Raw genomic sequence first — 13,865 nt, 5'->3', positions numbered from 1 at the left:
TTGCTCCCGAAAGTAGTCAACGACTGTGGGTGGTAAGTCGCGGATCGTGGTCGACCCCGCGGAACAGGGCCACCAGGTCGTCGGATCTGATGGCCAGGAAGCCCAGCAGCAGGCCGACGAAGCCGGCGAGCACCAGCCCCGCCGGCCGGAGCGAGCTGGGTGGTGACGCGGCCGAAGCGACAGCCACGACGGCGCCGCCCGCCGCCAGGCCGGTCAGCAGTACGTTGCGGACGACGTGCCGGCGGCCGAGTCTCTGGGCGTTGGCACCAAAGCAGCGGCAGGTACTCGCGGTCCCCCGTCGCACCGCGATTCCCACGCCCACCGTGAAGATGCCCAGCAGCACCGCCGCACCGACCAGCGCAATGCGGGGGACGACACCCGTGGGCACCGCCAACGCCGCACACAGCGCGCCCTCCACCACCACCAGGACGATCGCGGCCGGACGGACCAGGCGCCTCGGCAGCAGTCCGACTCCGCGCAGGGAGGCGACGAACGCGGGGAACGCATCCCGTCCCCACACCTTGCTCACCGAGGACGCCAGGAATACCAGGCCGATCGCGCACCGCACGGTGATGGTCAGATAGTGCATCGGTGTTCCCCTCGCTTCGACTCGTTGACGCCCGGCCACCCCGGCCGAGGATCGACCACCCGATCCCGACGGGTTCCCCATCGGAGAATCGGCTTCGCGACCTCGGCCGGAGGCGGAAAGCCGCATGGTGACAGCGGTCAGTCGCCCTGCGGCCTCAGTTGTCAGCAGCCCTTGCAGTAGATCCACTCACCGGGCTGATCGATTTCCCCGACGGTGCAGGCGTCGCAGGGCAGCGCCCGTCCGCACCGGCTGATGCACTGCCAGCACGAAGGCCAGCTGCCACAGCCCGCCGACGCACTGATCTTGGGTACGAACATGGCCAGCAACCGGCCGCCCATGCCCTCGATGATTCCCCTCATCCGAGCCTCCCGAGATACCCGAGGAGCACCGTGCTTCCTCTGTGGAACACCCTGCCGACGCCTGGTGCAAGGCTGGTGCAAGCACCGTGGAAGAGGTGTGGAAGCACGGCCGGCGTGCGCTCGGCCTCGCTTGACACGACACGGGGCCAAGCGTTGACTCGCGGATATGGGACGGGCCTGCCGCAGCAGGTCGCAGGCATCTTTCTCGTCGCCGCAGCCCTCGTTGTGGGGGTGACCAGTCGTGTCGCGGCGAAGTCCTCAGGAACTCGTCTGCCTGTTCCGGCAGGCGCCGCAGGCATCGGTTATCTGGTGGCCCTGGCGGTAGTGGTGATCGGGTCCCTGATCGTTGCCCGGACCGTCATTCGTCCTGACGGACCGGATTGGCTCGCGTGGGTGCTCGCCGCTGTCGCTTTTGTGGTCACGCTCGGCGGGGCGTGGGTGACGAAGGCGAAGCGAGCGGCATAAGTTCGGGGTCCTACCTGAGCGACATCCGGGCGCGCTTCGCCGGGCAGGCGGACTGACCCGGAGCGATCATCGGAACGACACCGAGACCGGCCTGGCACTGATGGTCCCCGCCAGGGTGGTTCGCCGAAGGTCGGCAGATGCCCTCCCGGCCCGGGTCACGGGAGCGCCGAAGGATCGGCCATTGCCGACTCCGACGCCTCCGTGGCACCATTTATCGATGCGCGTCGAACTCTTGCGTCGCAGCAGGTCTCGTCTACTGCTGGCGATGGCAGCGGCTGCCGTGTCCACCGCATCCCTGGGCTTCGCCACGCCGGCATCCGCCGCGGCCTCTGACGGTCACTACTGCGGGTGGATCTCGCCGGACAGCCCACCAGGCAAGACGGACGCCAAGACCGTCAACTTCACCGGAACTGTCCAGTGCGACGGTCCGGTGCGTCGCGTCGACCTCACCGTGGAGTTGCTCTACCACGGGCTGGTCGGTGGCCCCGGCCAGACGGTGAACGGCCGTACCGAGGTGTGGCAGGACACCAACGTGACCCTGTTCGGTCTTGGCGTCACCAACCCGGGCACGCTCTGCGAGTCGGGCTACTACTCGGGTCGAGCGACCGCCACCGTCCAATTCCTTTCGGGAAGTCCGGAATACATCACCAGATCGGCAAACTCTCTGACGACATACCTGACGTGCCCGCCCCCGGATATTCCGATACCCCCGCCGAGCGGGGCGGTGACGGTCACCAACCCGGGCACCCAGAGCATGCTCAAGCTGGACTCCGTGGCGCTGCAGATGCAGGCCACCGGCGGGAGTGGGTCGTACGCCTGGTCGGCGACCGGCCTGCCTCCCGGGCTGGCCATCAATCCCTCGACCGGCCTGATCAGCGGCACGCTCAGCACCATCGGCACCTACAACGTCACGGTCACGGCCGACGGGGGCGGACAGGGCAGCACCACCTTCACCTGGAGTGTCCGAAAAGACTCCCCCTGCACGCGCTGCTGACCAGGACCTGCAAAACCCCCTCGGTGTCGGAATGACGACGGACGGCCGCACCACGCGCGACCGTCCGCAGCTGCCGCGGGTCAGTGCTCGGCACCGACAAGGCTGGGTGAGTCGTCCTCTCCCGACACCTTCGCACTCACCAGTGAGGTGAGCACCGACAGCACCGCCGCGCCGGACGCGATGCCACCGGCCGCCGCCCAATCCGCCTGCCATGCGTTGAACACGACGTCAGCGCCCCAGTAGAGCAGCAGACCCTGCGCGGCGCTCTTCACCGCCCGCTCGGCGGTGGCCTTCCAGAACTTCGTGGTGAACATCGTGGTACCTCCAGGGGTAGGTTCATCGGACGGTCCATATCCCAAGAATGCCTGGTCAGAGGCTGTTACTGCTTGCCGCGCCGCCCGGGGATGCCGGTTGTCCCGCCGTGCTAGCCAGGAGAGGTAGGCTGCTTGCCCGGAACGCTTCGGGTACCACGGCTGGCCTACTGTCCCGAAGGCTGGTGGTGCCAGGTGAAAGCAGTCGTGTACGACCGGTACGGATCCCCGGATGGGTTGCGGATCGAGGACCTCCCCAAGCCTTCCCCGGCTGCCCGACAGGTGCTCGTCAAGATTGCGGCGACCTCGGTGAACCTGAGCGATTGGGAGGCGCTGCGGGGTTCGCCGCTGTATGCGCGCATCGGTGGGCTGCGCTCCCCGGCACGCCGCACCCTCGGCTCGGACATCGCCGGACGGGTCGAGGCGGTGGGCTCCGCCGTCACCCGGTTCCGACCTGGTGACGAGGTGTACGGCGACAATCTCATGCTCAAGGGCGGGTTCGCCGAGTACGCGATCGCCCCCGAGTCGGTCCTGGCCCGTAAGCCCGCCGCCCTGACGTTCGCCGAGGCGTCGGCGATCCCGCAGGCGGGCGCGATCGCACACCAGGGCACTGCGGGCGCAGGAGCCGGCAGCCGAGTCCTGATCAACGGCGCCGGCGGGGGATCCGGCGCGTTCGCGATCCAGTTGGCCAAACGACTCGGCGCCCAGGTGAGCGGGGTCGACAACGCGGGCAAGCTCGACTTCATGCGGTCCGTCGGCGCGGACGAGGTGATCGACTACCGCAGCCGGGACTTCACCCGCGGCGGCCCGTACGATCTCATCCTCGATCTGGTCGCGTACCGGTCGGTGTTCGCCTACCGCCGGGCGCTGGCCCCCGGTGGCCGCTACCGGTGCGTCGGCGGATCGGTCCCGGCGGTGCTGCGCGTGCTGACGGTCGGCGCGCTGGCCGGCCGGCTCAGCAACCGCCGGCTGGGCGTGCTCGCCGTCCGGGAAGGGCCGGCCCACTTCGAACCGGTGGCCGATCTCTGCGTAGCGGGTGACCTCGGCATCCACATCGACCGGGCCTTCACCCTCGACGAGACGCCCAAGGCGTTGGCCTACGTGGGCGAGGGACGCGCCCTCGGAAAGGTCGTCGTGAGCGTCACCTGACAGGCGTCAGGACAGCGACGGCGGCCAGCGGTGTTCGCGCCACTCGTCCCATGTCGAGAATCCAGCCGGCGGATCGTCAAGAGGTTCACTGCCGTCGAGTTCTGCTCGCGTTGGGATCTCGATGGTGGCGGCCCACTCGGCGAGTTCGTCGTCGGACATCGGCCACGTCGTGTGTGGTGCTTCGGCTTGACGCCGATCACGTCGTCTCCGCTGCTCGGCCGGGGTGAGTTCGAAGTAGCGCATCTCTACCAGCGCGCCCCGGTCTTCTGCGGCCTGGCGGAGCGCGCTGCGCTCGTTCCGACTCCAGAGGCCGTAGTCGATCACGACGTTGTTGCCCAGTTCAAGCGCGCGCAGCCCGATCTGGATGAGCCGACCTTCGATCACGTCGCCCGCCGACGGCGGATTCTCGTGCCTGTAGAGAGCCTTCACCCATTCGTCCTTCGTGAGACGGAGCGCTGCCCGCTCGATCTCGATGCGCCGAGCGGCAGTGGTCTTCCCGGTGCAGGGGAGTCCCACAGTCAGGAACAGTGTTGGTCGCCTCATCATCACCCGCGTCCGGCCGTCAGCGGCGAATGACCAGGTTGGCCATGTCGACGACCGGTCGGTAGCCGAGCGCGGCGTAGATCTTGTTCGAGGTCGGGTTGGCCTGGTCGGTGAACAGGCAGACCCGCGTACCCTCGGCCTGGATTCGTCGGGAAACCTCGGCGACCGCGTTGCTGGCCCACCCCCGTCCGCGTTGGGTGGGCGGGGTGTACACCGGGCCCACCCGGGCCACTCCGAACGACGGCGGGTTGGCACCCGTCAGGTGCACCGGCTCTCCGGTGTCGTCGACCCAGAACCACAGCCGTCCGGCGTGGAGGCGGCGCACCATGTCCGCCCGGTCGGGCATCTCGTGGGCTCTGGTGCCGCGTGGTCGGCCAGCCTGTTCGTCGGCGTCGTCCATGAACGCGGCGAACCAGTCCGTGACCAGCTCCACATCGTCCTCGGTAGCGACCGTCAAGCCGCCCGGCACCGGTGGCGGCATCGTCAGCTCGCCGAGCTCGTGCAGTCGGGTGTGCTGGGTGATGTCGACTCGACCCCCGCCGAGCCGGGTCAGCTCGGCGGCGCACAGTTCCACGGCAGGCAGGGCCCCGTTGACAGCGAGTACCTCCTCCTCGCGCTCGTGCAACGCGTGGGCCAGCGCAACGGACGCCTCGTCGGGCATGGGCAGCAGAAACGGGGGGTGGGGGGCATACGGTGCCGTACGCATCCCGGCGCCGACCACGACGCCGGAGCTGTCGCTGACCACCAGCCACCAATTGCGGTCGGGCTGTGAGATGCCCTCGGCCCGCTGCGACAGCAGCCGGTGCGCGACGGTCGTCACGACCGTGCTGACGACCGGATCGGCGCTCAGGTAGTCATCCGCCACAGCCAGGAACTCGCCCGGATCGGTGCAGAACCGCAGGCGCAGCCCGGCCGTCGAGACAGCGCTCATCCGCCTACGCTAGCCACCGCCCCATTCTCCGCGCCTCCGAATTACCGGCTGCCGCCGGGACTGAGGAAGGCGACTCAGATGCCGTCAACCGTGCCGTCGCTGAGCTGCGGAGGCTTGGGTAGCAGGATCGGGACCGTTGACAGGCCTTGGATCGCCATGGAGTAGTACGAGTCGAAGAGGTCGAACACCTCGTTGGCCTGGTCAAGGGTGAGGTCGTCGGCGCCGGTGCCGGCTGGCCAGTCGTGCGATGAGACGTGGTACTCGGAGTCCATGGACATCACCTGAACCGATCCGATCTGCCGGGGCGTACGGGGCTCACCTCAGTGAAAACGTACGCGGTGCCGTTCTGGTTCACAGACGGGTGCGTCGATGTATTGTGATCGCTCGATGTGGTGGGCCGAGTGTAACAGGGGTCCACCCTAGTGAAGGTGCTCTTTGGGGCCACCGAATCCGTCGGTTCTGCCCGATAGATGGATGAATTCCCACGTCCTCGCGAGGTACGCGTAACCGGTGGTGCTCGCGTTCAACAGGGCCAGCAACATCAGCGCGCTCCATGCCATCGACGTGATGCCCAGGATCTGCATATCGGCCGGGACTTTCCATTGCAGGAGGGGGAGTTCTGCCTTGTAAACCATGAACAGGCCGCTGGCGGCGATCGAACACAGCACAGTGGCCAGCAGGGAGATCCGCGCCGCAAGTGTTCCCTCAAGTAGACGTCGCGGTTGGCTGTCAAAGCCGAGCCAGGCTGCGGCGACGGCGGGAAAAACCAGAAGGAACGCCGGCACGTCGGTTCCCGGGTCGGAGTCGCGCGAGGTGACGAAGCCGATCAGCCAGATGAGGAGTGCCGCCGCTGTGGAAGCGATGAGCGCGCGGAAAACCGAACCCGGTGGCACCTCGTAGAAGCGGAACCGCACATCCGGGATGCGATCACCGTTGGGCAGTTTTTCCCTGGGCTCGGGAAAGAAGCGTGTGTAGAAGTGGGCGTAGCGTTGGCCGGCGCGTCGGCGGAAACGGTAGTAGGGCGGGGGCGTGGTCAGTTCCAGCAGCGGCCCCGACTTCTCCTGCGCGAAGCTCTGCTCAAGTCGTGACTGGCGATCGTTCCAGTGGGCGTTCAGGTATCCCACCAGTTCCTGCGCCTCCTGTACGCCGACGAACACCCCGTCCTGGCAGTCGATGATGAGGTGATAGCTCTGCGTGGTCCACGCGTTGTCCAACGATATGGAGAAGTCGACAGGTCGGGAGCCGAGCAGCAGACGTGCGCGCGCCTTCAACCAGCTCAGGATGCCCTCGGACAAGGGCGCAAGGGCGAGGGTGGGCGTCATCATCCGCTCGTACGAGACGACGAATCGACCATCCACGGGACAGGGCACAGCCGCCACGACCGCGTAGTGGGATGACAGCTTCTTGATCAGTTGCGCCGCCAGCTTCAGCGCTGCGGGGTTCGCGAGCTTCGTCCGGCCGTTCGCGTGTCCTGCCCGGTACAGCGCGTTGCTGCCCTCGCTGTCATCAGGCTCGTCGCTCGTGGTCGTGGCCCGGCGCATCACCGCCTGGAGAGCGGTCCGTTCCGCGTCGAGAGCGTCCGGGTGTCTGCCGTTGGAGATGTCCTCGCCGTAGGCGATGTCGAGGAGGGTCCGGAGCACTTTGGCGACGAGTTGCAGGTACTGCCGGTAGGAGAGCACCGGTACCGCGCTGCCGTCGGCGGCCAGGACCCGCAGGTTGTCCACCATTTCGCCCTTGCGGGGCACGAGTACGGGGAAGAGGATGACGGCCGGATGCTGGGTGGCGTCGGTGGCGTCGCTCCGCCCACCTTCGAAGCCCTCGTTGCCTGTTGTCGTGCGCTGGGCCGGAATTCCTGGCCTCGGAAGTGTCGCGGTATCAGCGGTGTTCAGCAGCCGTTGGACGTCCCGTGACGGCAACTGCGCATCGATGGTGACCAACTGGGTCAGCGTCCGCTGGCCCGGATCGTATCGCTCGGTGAGCCGCTGACGAACGTGTGCGGGGTAGATGACGGCAGAGGCGAAAATGCGCGCCTGTGCGGGCCCGGCGTTGTCCGAGGTGTTGCTGATCTGCGCTTGGCCAGCGGTTCGCTGCAGGACGTTGACCTGGTATTCGGGTAGCCCCCATACCTTCGTGGATCGATGTGATGTCCGTTGCGGAAGAACGTAACGGCGTCGGGTGTGTATGACGAGGAGCAGACCGAGCGTCAGCGCCGCCAGTGCCCGTAGCGCCCATCTCAGGTCGGCGCCCCATCTGTCCGGCGTGCCGACGATCACGAAGACAAACAACAGCGCCATGAGGATGCAGGTGACGAAAACGGAGAGGGCCGATGGCGGCGATACCACTTTTCGCTCTGCGGTGACACGGGCCGACGACGATTTACCCGCCGGCTCTGCTTCCTGCGCGGCCGGTGCGTGTTTGAGCGAGGAGACCACATCCACCTCCGGGATCGCCGCTAGGACTCAATGAAATTCACGTTGGGCTCTACACCCTTACGGCCGGCCATAGAGGGAAGAAGATTGGTGTCAGCGATGCGACAGCAGGACCGGGCGGGCGGTTACAGTTGCCCACAGCAACGGTTCGATTACGGTGGACGGCCGGGCCGGCTGCTGCTCCTCCGAACCGGTTGATTGGGCCCGGCGGCTCAGCCCGCTGGGGGAGCGGGCGGCCAGCGGTACGCCGACAATGGGGGGATGAAGCGAGAGGTGAGCCTGATGCGGTTGACCGGGGCGCGGGCGAACGGCGCGGTGGCGACGGGTGCGGCGGCCACCGGTGCGCGGGCTGCGGGGGCTGTGTCGCTCGGTGCGCTGGCCGTGGGGGCGCTGGCCGTCGGGGCCGTGGCCGTCGGGGCGCTGGCCATCGGGCGGCTGGCTATCCGCAGGGCAGTGGTGCGGGAGCTGCGCGTCGGCCGGTTGGAGATCGACGAACTGGTGGTGCGCAGTCGACCCACCGCCGAGGAGTAGGGCGTAGCCGCAGCGGGCGGCAGCCGCTGGGCGGGGTCTGGCGGCACCGCGTACGGGAGTCTTGCGGGCACTTGCCGCTCCGGTCGGAGCTGACGCGTGTCCGTCGGCGGGGCATGCTCCCGCCGACGGACCTCAGGCAGGGCGGGCCTACGGTTTGCGGGCGAGCATCCCGACGAACGTGTGATAGGTGTCGGTCTGCACCGTGACGGGTGCGTCCGGCTCCGGGCGCCACTCGGCCAGCGGCACCAGCCCCGGTTCCAGCACCGTCAGCCCTTCGGCGAACGAGAGGATCTCCTCGTCGGTACGCCAGCGGCCGGTGCCCAGCGACTCGTTGAAGACCCGTTCGACCTCGCGGGCCTTGCGGGAGCCCTCTGGGTCCCGGTCGCCCGGGTCGCGGAAGTGTGAGATCGCCACGTAGCTGCCGGAGGGCAGCGCGTCGATCAGCGCCGCTGCCACCGCCTTCGGGTCCTCGTCGTCACCGAGGTGGTGCAGGATCGCGAAGAGCAGCAACCCGATCGGCCGGTCGAAGTCGAGGAACCGGCGTGCGTCGGGGTGGTTGAGGATCGCCTGCGGTTCGCGGATGTCCGCCTGGATCACCGTCGCGGTGCCCTCCGCGGCGAGCAGGGCGCGCCCGTGCGTCAGGACGATGGGGTCGTTGTCCACATAGACCACCTGAGCCTTCGGGTTCTGCTCGGTGGCGACCTCGTGCACGTTGCCCTGAGTGGGCAGCCCGGAACCGATGTCGAGGAACTGGTCGATGCCCGCCTCGGTGACGAGGTAGCGGATCACTCGACGCAGGAAGGCCCGGTTCGCCTGGCCGGCGGCCGGCCCGTCCGGGGTGATCCGCAGGGCGTGCTCGGCGACCTTCCGGTCGGCCTCGAAGTTGTCCTTGCCGCCCAGGAAGAAGTCGTAGACCCGGGCCACGCTGGGAATGGTGGGGTCGATGCCGGCGGGTGCCGCCTTGTCGCGGGTCATAGGCGTCTCCATTCGATCGGGGTTGGCGCAGGCAGGGGTCTACGGATGGTGCCGGCGTTGCGGCGAGTGTAACGATCGGAACTGTTGAATTTTGCCCCACTGGTATCGCTCCCAGCCCAGCGAGGGGCGTGAATGGTGCTGACTCGGGAGGAAGGGTGCGGCGACCCTCCGGTGTGGACCGGGCCGTCGCCGACCGAGGCGTGAGATACGTTGGCGATCATCGATGTATCACTGCATGGTCGGTGTATGACAGGCGTCTCCTGGTCCTCGCTGCTCTGCCGTCCCCGGCCGGCCCTGCTGGCCGCCGTCCTGCTGTCGACGGCGGTCCTCGGCACCGCCCTGAGCGCCGCGCCGGCGGCCGATGCCGCCACCGTCGCGCCCGCCGCCCATCCGGGAGTGGCCCCGGCAGCCGCTGCGGGCGCGGTGTCCGCCGCGACGCCGGCCGGAACCGCGCCGCCGGCGCCGGTCAGCACGCCGAGCACCACGCCCGTCCCGCCGAGCCCGCCCACGAACGTGACCGCCAGCGAGGTCCGGACCGGGGCGATCACCCTCACCTGGACGGCCGCCACGTCCGGCTGCTGCGGCATCGCCGGCTACGACATCGCGTATTCCCAGGAGTTTGGCGATATCGGCCTCAGCGCCACCGCCGGCGCGGTCACCACCACCACGATCACCGCCCACGTTGGGCCGGGCATGCAGTTCTCGATCCGCATGATGGCCCGGGACAGTCTCGGGCAACGCTCGAACTGGTCGGACGTGCTGACGGTGGTCACCCCGGTGACGGACACCGGCCCGGACACCACCCCGCCGAGCGCGCCGCAGAGCCTCACCGTCGGCGAGGTGACCGCCTCGACCGCCACGTTGTCCTGGTCACCGTCGACGGACAACGTCGGCGTGCTCGGATACAGCGTCTACCAATTCGACGGCTGGTTCACCTCCAGGCTGATCGCCACCGTGCCGGGTACGACGTACACGGCGTCGCTACCCACGTCGACGCCGACGCCGCTGCGCAACCTGTACTACGTGCGGGCCCGGGACGCGGTGGGCAACGTCTCGATCGCGTCCAACACGGTCGAGCTGCCCACGACGCCCACGACGCCGCCACCCGCCACCTGCCGGGTGACCTACCGCAACCAGTCCGAGTGGCCGGGCGGTTTCGTGGCCACCGCGACGGTCCACAACCTTGGCGCAGCACCGGTCGACGGCTGGACCGTGACCTTCAGCTACCCGGGGGACCAGCAGGTCACCTCGGGGTGGAACGCCACGATCGGCCAGACCGGCACCACCGTGACCGCCCGTAACGTCGACTGGAACCGGGTCCTCGCGCCGGACGGCTCGGCGACCTTCGGCATCCAGGGCCGGTGGGGGGTCAGCGACGCTCCGCCGACCGGTTTCTCGCTGAACGGCGCTCCCTGCACCGTGGGCTGAAGGAGTCTCGTGAACACCCGTCCGGTCACTCCCCACCGTCGCACCAGGGCCCTGGCCGCCGCTGTCACCGCCGGCGTCCTCGTCGCCGCCACGCTCGTCGGCGCGCCCGCACCCGCCTGGGCCGCGAACACGCTCACCATGAGGGGCGCCGACGTCTCCTCGCTTCAGCGCAGCCTGGATCTGGGGGCCACGTACTACGACGCCGGCGGGGTCGCCCGCGACCCGCTGGACATTCTGAGGTCCGTCGGCGTCAACTACGTCAGGCTGCGCGTCTGGAACAACCCGATCAGCGGCTACAACAACAAGAGCAGGGTGTTGACCCAGGCGAGGGCGGCCAGGGCGAAGGGCCTCAAGGTGCTCATCGACTTTCACTACTCGGACACCTGGGCCGACCCTGGTAAGCAGCACAAACCCGCCGCCTGGGCCACCCACAACCTGAGCCAGCTGCGTAGCGACGTGTACGCGTTCACCTACGACGTCTGCGCCAGCCTCAGCGGGCAGGGCACCCCACCGGACAGCGTCCAGATCGGCAACGAGATCAACGTCGGGATGCTGTGGAACGAGGGCAAGGTCGTCAACAACGACTTCGCGCCGCTGGCCAGCCTGCTGAAGCAGGGCTACTACGCCACGAAGGCGTGCGGCGGCGGCATCCCGGTGATGATCCATACCGCCAACGCCGACAGCAACGCCAACGCCAGATGGTTCTACGACGGCATCCGCGCCCAGGGTGTGCAGTGGGACATCACCGCCCAGTCGTACTACTGCATGTGGCACGGCAGCCTGGCGAACCTCTACAACAACATCGTCGACCTGCGTGGTCGCTACGGCAAGCCGGTGGTGATCGTGGAGACCGCGTACCCCTTCACCCGCAACAACGCGGACAGCGAGCCGAACGCCATCGGCGACGCGACCTGCGACGGCATCAGCGCGACCTGGTCCGGGCAGGCCCAGGAGTTCGACTGGGTGCAGAACACGGCGCGCAACGCGGGGGCCATCGGTGTCTTCTACTGGGAGCCGACCTGGTACGCCGTCCGCGGCAACGGCTGGGACCCGGCCAACATCAACGGCACCGGAAACCAGTGGGACAACATGGCCATCTTCAACTGGTCCGGCCAGGTGAACCCGGGCGTGCGCTGGACACCGTGACCCGGCCGGGTCGGACGTCCGGCGGCGGCTCCCGGCGTGTGCCACTGCCCCTCGGAGCGGCGGCCACGATCCGTCGCCGAACGTCCGCGATCAGGCGTCGGGGGAGGGTCAGCAGGTGCGCGTCTGCCAACTCACCTTCGTCGCGACCAGCGGCACGTAGAAGTTTCCCCCGCCGGGGCGAACGCACTCGACGCCGGTGTGCTCCGTCCCGAGATAGTTGTAGGACCAGCTGATCTCGGCGTTGCGTGAGGTGCGGTTGTAGAAGTTGAAGGCCGGGACGCTGCCGGACCACTCGGTGCTGGTCACCAGGGACGGAGTCGCGGTAGGACCCTCCGCTGGGTGATCCCAGTTGGCCCAGATGCAGAACGTGCCCTGCGGGCAGTTTCCGGGCGGCCAGACGTCGTTGGATGCTGCGGAGGGTGCCGCCGAGGCGGCGGGGGCGGTGGCCAGCACCCCGACGACAGACGCGACGAGGGCGAGGGATTTCACCAGCACGGTTCACCTACATAAATCGATAGCCGTCGATGTATATCGATAGGCTACCGATGGAAATTTGAAGGGTCAAGCACTTGACGTCGCCCCGGAGTGGAGCGCGGCCTACGCTGCGCAACAGGTGCCCAGGAGGCTTCCGTGAACCGTCAGCGGTTGAGGTAGGCGGCCAGGCCGCCGAGTTCCTCACTGGCGATGAAGACCGACCGCACGTTGAGGATGGCCTCCTCGACGTGGGTGGGGCAGCCCCACGCCGCGTCGCCCCACGAATCGGCAATCTTGATCTCGGCCGGCGCGGTGCACCCGGCGGCGCCGCCGAGTTGGCAGTGCTCAGGGTGCGGCGCGGCGGCCTGCGCCGCCGCGGCGGCTCGCATCTGGGTGGCGAGTTCCGCGGCGGCGGCGGCACGCTGCTCAGCCTCGGCGCGGAGCTCCCGCTCCACGAGCACCACCCTGGCCAGCTCGTCATTGGCCGACCTGGCGTGTGCCTCGGCGGCGAGCTTCGCCTGCTCGATGTGGTGGCGTTCGATGGCCAGGGCTGCGGTGCCGGCGAAGAGCCGGGCAAGGGCGAGGTCGGTGTCCTGCGGGACGCGCGGGGTGCGGTGGTACATCGCGAAGGTGCCCAGCAGGCCGCCGTCGCGGGCCAGGATCGGCGTCGACCAGCAGGCCGCCAGTCCGGCCTGGTCGGCCAGGTCCCGGAAGTCGTCCCAGAACGGGTCGGTGGCGATGTCGGTGACGATGACCGGCGCCCGCCGGTGGGCGGCGGTGCCGCAGGAGCCGACACCTTCGCCGGTCGCGATGCCGTCGATGGCCTTGTTGTAGAAGTCGGGCAGGCTCGGCGCGGCACCGTGGCGCAGGTGTCGGGCGTCGGCGTCGGCGAGCAGGACGGAGACGAGCACCCCCGGTGCGAGGTTCTCGATGCAGCGGGCCATCCCGTCGAGCACCTCGGTCAGCGGTGCCTGGCGGGCGATCTGCTCCAGCAGGGCCCGGTGTTCGGCCATCAGCCGTTGGGCATGTCTGACCTGTGTGGTCTCCACACCGAGCACCCGAATCCCGGTGACGTTGCCGTCGGCGTCCCGGCGCGGCTCGTAGGTGAAGTCGAAGAACGCCTCCCGCACCTGCGGGCCGCTGCCCAGCATCACCTGGATGTCCCGACCGGTGTAGGGCTCACCCGAACGGAAGACCTGGTCCAGTAGCGCGATGAAGCCCTGATCGGCCAACTCGGGCATCAGTTCGGCGAGCGGGAGCCCGACGCGGGCGCGTTCTTCACCGATGGTGGCGAAGAACGCCGGGTTGGCCGTCTCCAGCAGGTGCCCGGGCCCCGTGAGCGACGCGAAGACGGCGATGGACTCCCCGAACAAACCCCGCAGGTCCTCCTCCGCTGCCTGCTCGGCAGCAGCCGGAGCCGCAGCGGCAGGAGACCGTTGGCCTGGCACTGCGGTCATCGTGTGGTCTCGCCTCTCGTCTGCGGCTGTCGCCGGTCCAGCGTACTCACGGGTCCGGCACTGAGGTCCTACCCACCAACCAGG

General features: G+C 68.5%; 16 protein-coding genes. 6 read left to right on the top strand and 10 right to left on the bottom strand.

Going from position 1 to position 13,865, the window contains the following annotated elements:
• Positions 1 to 16: 16 nt before the first annotated feature.
• Positions 17 to 589 (bottom strand): MauE/DoxX family redox-associated membrane protein, encoded by a 573-nt coding sequence (locus tag KBX26_RS15120; protein WP_051708615.1) that lies wholly within the window; start codon positions 587 to 589, stop codon positions 17 to 19.
• A 161-nt stretch (positions 590 to 750) separates the two neighbouring features.
• Positions 751 to 948, bottom strand: a complete 198-nt coding sequence (locus tag KBX26_RS15115) for a hypothetical protein (RefSeq protein ID WP_156057661.1) — start codon at positions 946 to 948, stop codon at positions 751 to 753.
• A gap of 231 nt (positions 949 to 1,179) precedes the next feature.
• Between KBX26_RS15115 and KBX26_RS15110 the strand changes: the two genes are divergently transcribed.
• A complete protein-coding gene (locus KBX26_RS15110; protein WP_156057664.1) occupies positions 1,180 to 1,413 on the top strand; it encodes a hypothetical protein in 234 nt (77 codons plus the stop codon).
• 217 nt (positions 1,414 to 1,630) lie between these two features.
• The gene (locus tag KBX26_RS15105) at positions 1,631 to 2,407 is read left to right on the top strand and encodes an Ig domain-containing protein (RefSeq protein ID WP_247675176.1); all 777 of its coding nucleotides are present in this window, start codon (positions 1,631 to 1,633) and stop codon (positions 2,405 to 2,407) included.
• A gap of 80 nt (positions 2,408 to 2,487) precedes the next feature.
• Here KBX26_RS15105 and KBX26_RS15100 read toward each other — a convergent pair whose 3' ends face one another.
• The gene (locus KBX26_RS15100; protein WP_030333742.1) at positions 2,488 to 2,721 is read right to left on the bottom strand and encodes a holin; all 234 of its coding nucleotides are present in this window, start codon (positions 2,719 to 2,721) and stop codon (positions 2,488 to 2,490) included.
• Positions 2,722 to 2,913: 192 nt separating this feature from the next.
• On the opposite strand from KBX26_RS15100, the gene KBX26_RS15095 reads away from it, so the two are divergent.
• Positions 2,914 to 3,867 carry an NAD(P)-dependent alcohol dehydrogenase gene (locus tag KBX26_RS15095; protein ID WP_210865686.1) on the top strand — a complete coding sequence of 318 codons (954 nt, stop codon included), beginning with the start codon at positions 2,914 to 2,916 and terminating at the stop codon, positions 3,865 to 3,867.
• A 6-nt stretch (positions 3,868 to 3,873) separates the two neighbouring features.
• Here the strand turns inward: KBX26_RS15095 and KBX26_RS15090 are convergent, their stop codons facing one another.
• The 4 genes from KBX26_RS15090 to KBX26_RS15075 all read right to left on the bottom strand — a co-directional run bounded on the left by KBX26_RS15090 (position 3,874) and on the right by KBX26_RS15075 (position 7,779).
• On the bottom strand, positions 3,874 to 4,410 hold the full coding sequence (locus KBX26_RS15090; protein WP_247680662.1) for an ATP-binding protein: 537 nt from the start codon (positions 4,408 to 4,410) through the stop codon (positions 3,874 to 3,876).
• Between the two features lie 19 nt (positions 4,411 to 4,429).
• On the bottom strand, positions 4,430 to 5,341 hold the full coding sequence (locus KBX26_RS15085) for a GNAT family N-acetyltransferase (protein ID WP_210865684.1): 912 nt from the start codon (positions 5,339 to 5,341) through the stop codon (positions 4,430 to 4,432).
• 74 nt (positions 5,342 to 5,415) lie between these two features.
• Positions 5,416 to 5,613 (bottom strand): hypothetical protein, encoded by a 198-nt coding sequence (locus KBX26_RS15080; protein ID WP_210865683.1) that lies wholly within the window; start codon positions 5,611 to 5,613, stop codon positions 5,416 to 5,418.
• A 147-nt stretch (positions 5,614 to 5,760) separates the two neighbouring features.
• Complete coding sequence (locus tag KBX26_RS15075) at positions 5,761 to 7,779, bottom strand: hypothetical protein (protein ID WP_210865682.1); 2,019 nt, start codon at positions 7,777 to 7,779, stop codon at positions 5,761 to 5,763.
• Positions 7,780 to 8,031: 252 nt separating this feature from the next.
• Between KBX26_RS15075 and KBX26_RS15070 the strand changes: the two genes are divergently transcribed.
• Complete coding sequence (locus KBX26_RS15070; RefSeq protein ID WP_210865681.1) at positions 8,032 to 8,301, top strand: hypothetical protein; 270 nt, start codon at positions 8,032 to 8,034, stop codon at positions 8,299 to 8,301.
• Positions 8,302 to 8,448: 147 nt separating this feature from the next.
• On the opposite strand, the gene KBX26_RS15065 is transcribed toward KBX26_RS15070, so the two are convergent.
• Entirely contained in the window at positions 8,449 to 9,276 is an 828-nt protein-coding gene (locus KBX26_RS15065; RefSeq protein ID WP_030333757.1) for an SAM-dependent methyltransferase, read from the bottom strand.
• A 246-nt stretch (positions 9,277 to 9,522) separates the two neighbouring features.
• Here KBX26_RS15065 and KBX26_RS15060 point away from each other — a divergent pair, with 246 nt between their 5' ends.
• Positions 9,523 to 10,704, top strand: coding sequence for a cellulose binding domain-containing protein (locus KBX26_RS15060; protein ID WP_210865680.1), 1,182 nt, complete (start codon positions 9,523 to 9,525; stop codon positions 10,702 to 10,704).
• Positions 10,705 to 10,713: 9 nt separating this feature from the next.
• Positions 10,714 to 11,850, top strand: a complete 1,137-nt coding sequence (locus tag KBX26_RS15055; protein WP_210865679.1) for a glycosyl hydrolase 53 family protein — start codon at positions 10,714 to 10,716, stop codon at positions 11,848 to 11,850.
• Between the two features lie 108 nt (positions 11,851 to 11,958).
• Here KBX26_RS15055 and KBX26_RS15050 read toward each other — a convergent pair whose 3' ends face one another.
• Both KBX26_RS15050 and KBX26_RS15045 read right to left on the bottom strand, forming a co-directional pair.
• Positions 11,959 to 12,345 (bottom strand): hypothetical protein, encoded by a 387-nt coding sequence (locus KBX26_RS15050; protein WP_210865678.1) that lies wholly within the window; start codon positions 12,343 to 12,345, stop codon positions 11,959 to 11,961.
• Positions 12,346 to 12,488: 143 nt separating this feature from the next.
• Positions 12,489 to 13,781, bottom strand: a complete 1,293-nt coding sequence (locus tag KBX26_RS15045; RefSeq protein ID WP_210865677.1) for a GAF domain-containing protein — start codon at positions 13,779 to 13,781, stop codon at positions 12,489 to 12,491.
• Positions 13,782 to 13,865 lie beyond the last annotated feature (84 nt).

Origin of the sequence: Micromonospora sp. C97 (genome assembly GCF_018070385.1) — a bacterium.
Taxonomy (GTDB): Bacteria; Actinomycetota; Actinomycetes; order Mycobacteriales; family Micromonosporaceae; genus Micromonospora; species Micromonospora parva.
Note: the sequence above shows the minus strand (reverse complement) of the source record. Positions and strands in the feature narration are given on the sequence as shown.

Excerpts from the sequence above, each read along its gene's own strand:
- KBX26_RS15120 (WP_051708615.1), bottom strand. The coding sequence starts at position 589 with ATGCACTATCTGACCATCACCGTGCGGTGCGCGATCGGCCTGGTATTC.
- KBX26_RS15115 (WP_156057661.1), bottom strand. The coding sequence starts at position 948 with ATGAGGGGAATCATCGAGGGCATGGGCGGCCGGTTGCTGGCCATGTTC.
- KBX26_RS15105 (WP_247675176.1), top strand. The coding sequence starts at position 1,631 with ATGCGCGTCGAACTCTTGCGTCGCAGCAGGTCTCGTCTACTGCTGGCG.
- KBX26_RS15100 (WP_030333742.1), bottom strand. The coding sequence starts at position 2,721 with ATGTTCACCACGAAGTTCTGGAAGGCCACCGCCGAGCGGGCGGTGAAG.
- KBX26_RS15090 (WP_247680662.1), bottom strand. The coding sequence starts at position 4,410 with ATGAGGCGACCAACACTGTTCCTGACTGTGGGACTCCCCTGCACCGGG.
- KBX26_RS15085 (WP_210865684.1), bottom strand. The coding sequence starts at position 5,341 with ATGAGCGCTGTCTCGACGGCCGGGCTGCGCCTGCGGTTCTGCACCGAT.
- KBX26_RS15080 (WP_210865683.1), bottom strand. The coding sequence starts at position 5,613 with ATGGACTCCGAGTACCACGTCTCATCGCACGACTGGCCAGCCGGCACC.
- KBX26_RS15070 (WP_210865681.1), top strand. The coding sequence starts at position 8,032 with ATGAAGCGAGAGGTGAGCCTGATGCGGTTGACCGGGGCGCGGGCGAAC.
- KBX26_RS15065 (WP_030333757.1), bottom strand. The coding sequence starts at position 9,276 with ATGACCCGCGACAAGGCGGCACCCGCCGGCATCGACCCCACCATTCCC.
- KBX26_RS15060 (WP_210865680.1), top strand. The coding sequence starts at position 9,523 with ATGACAGGCGTCTCCTGGTCCTCGCTGCTCTGCCGTCCCCGGCCGGCC.
- KBX26_RS15045 (WP_210865677.1), bottom strand. The coding sequence starts at position 13,781 with ATGACCGCAGTGCCAGGCCAACGGTCTCCTGCCGCTGCGGCTCCGGCT.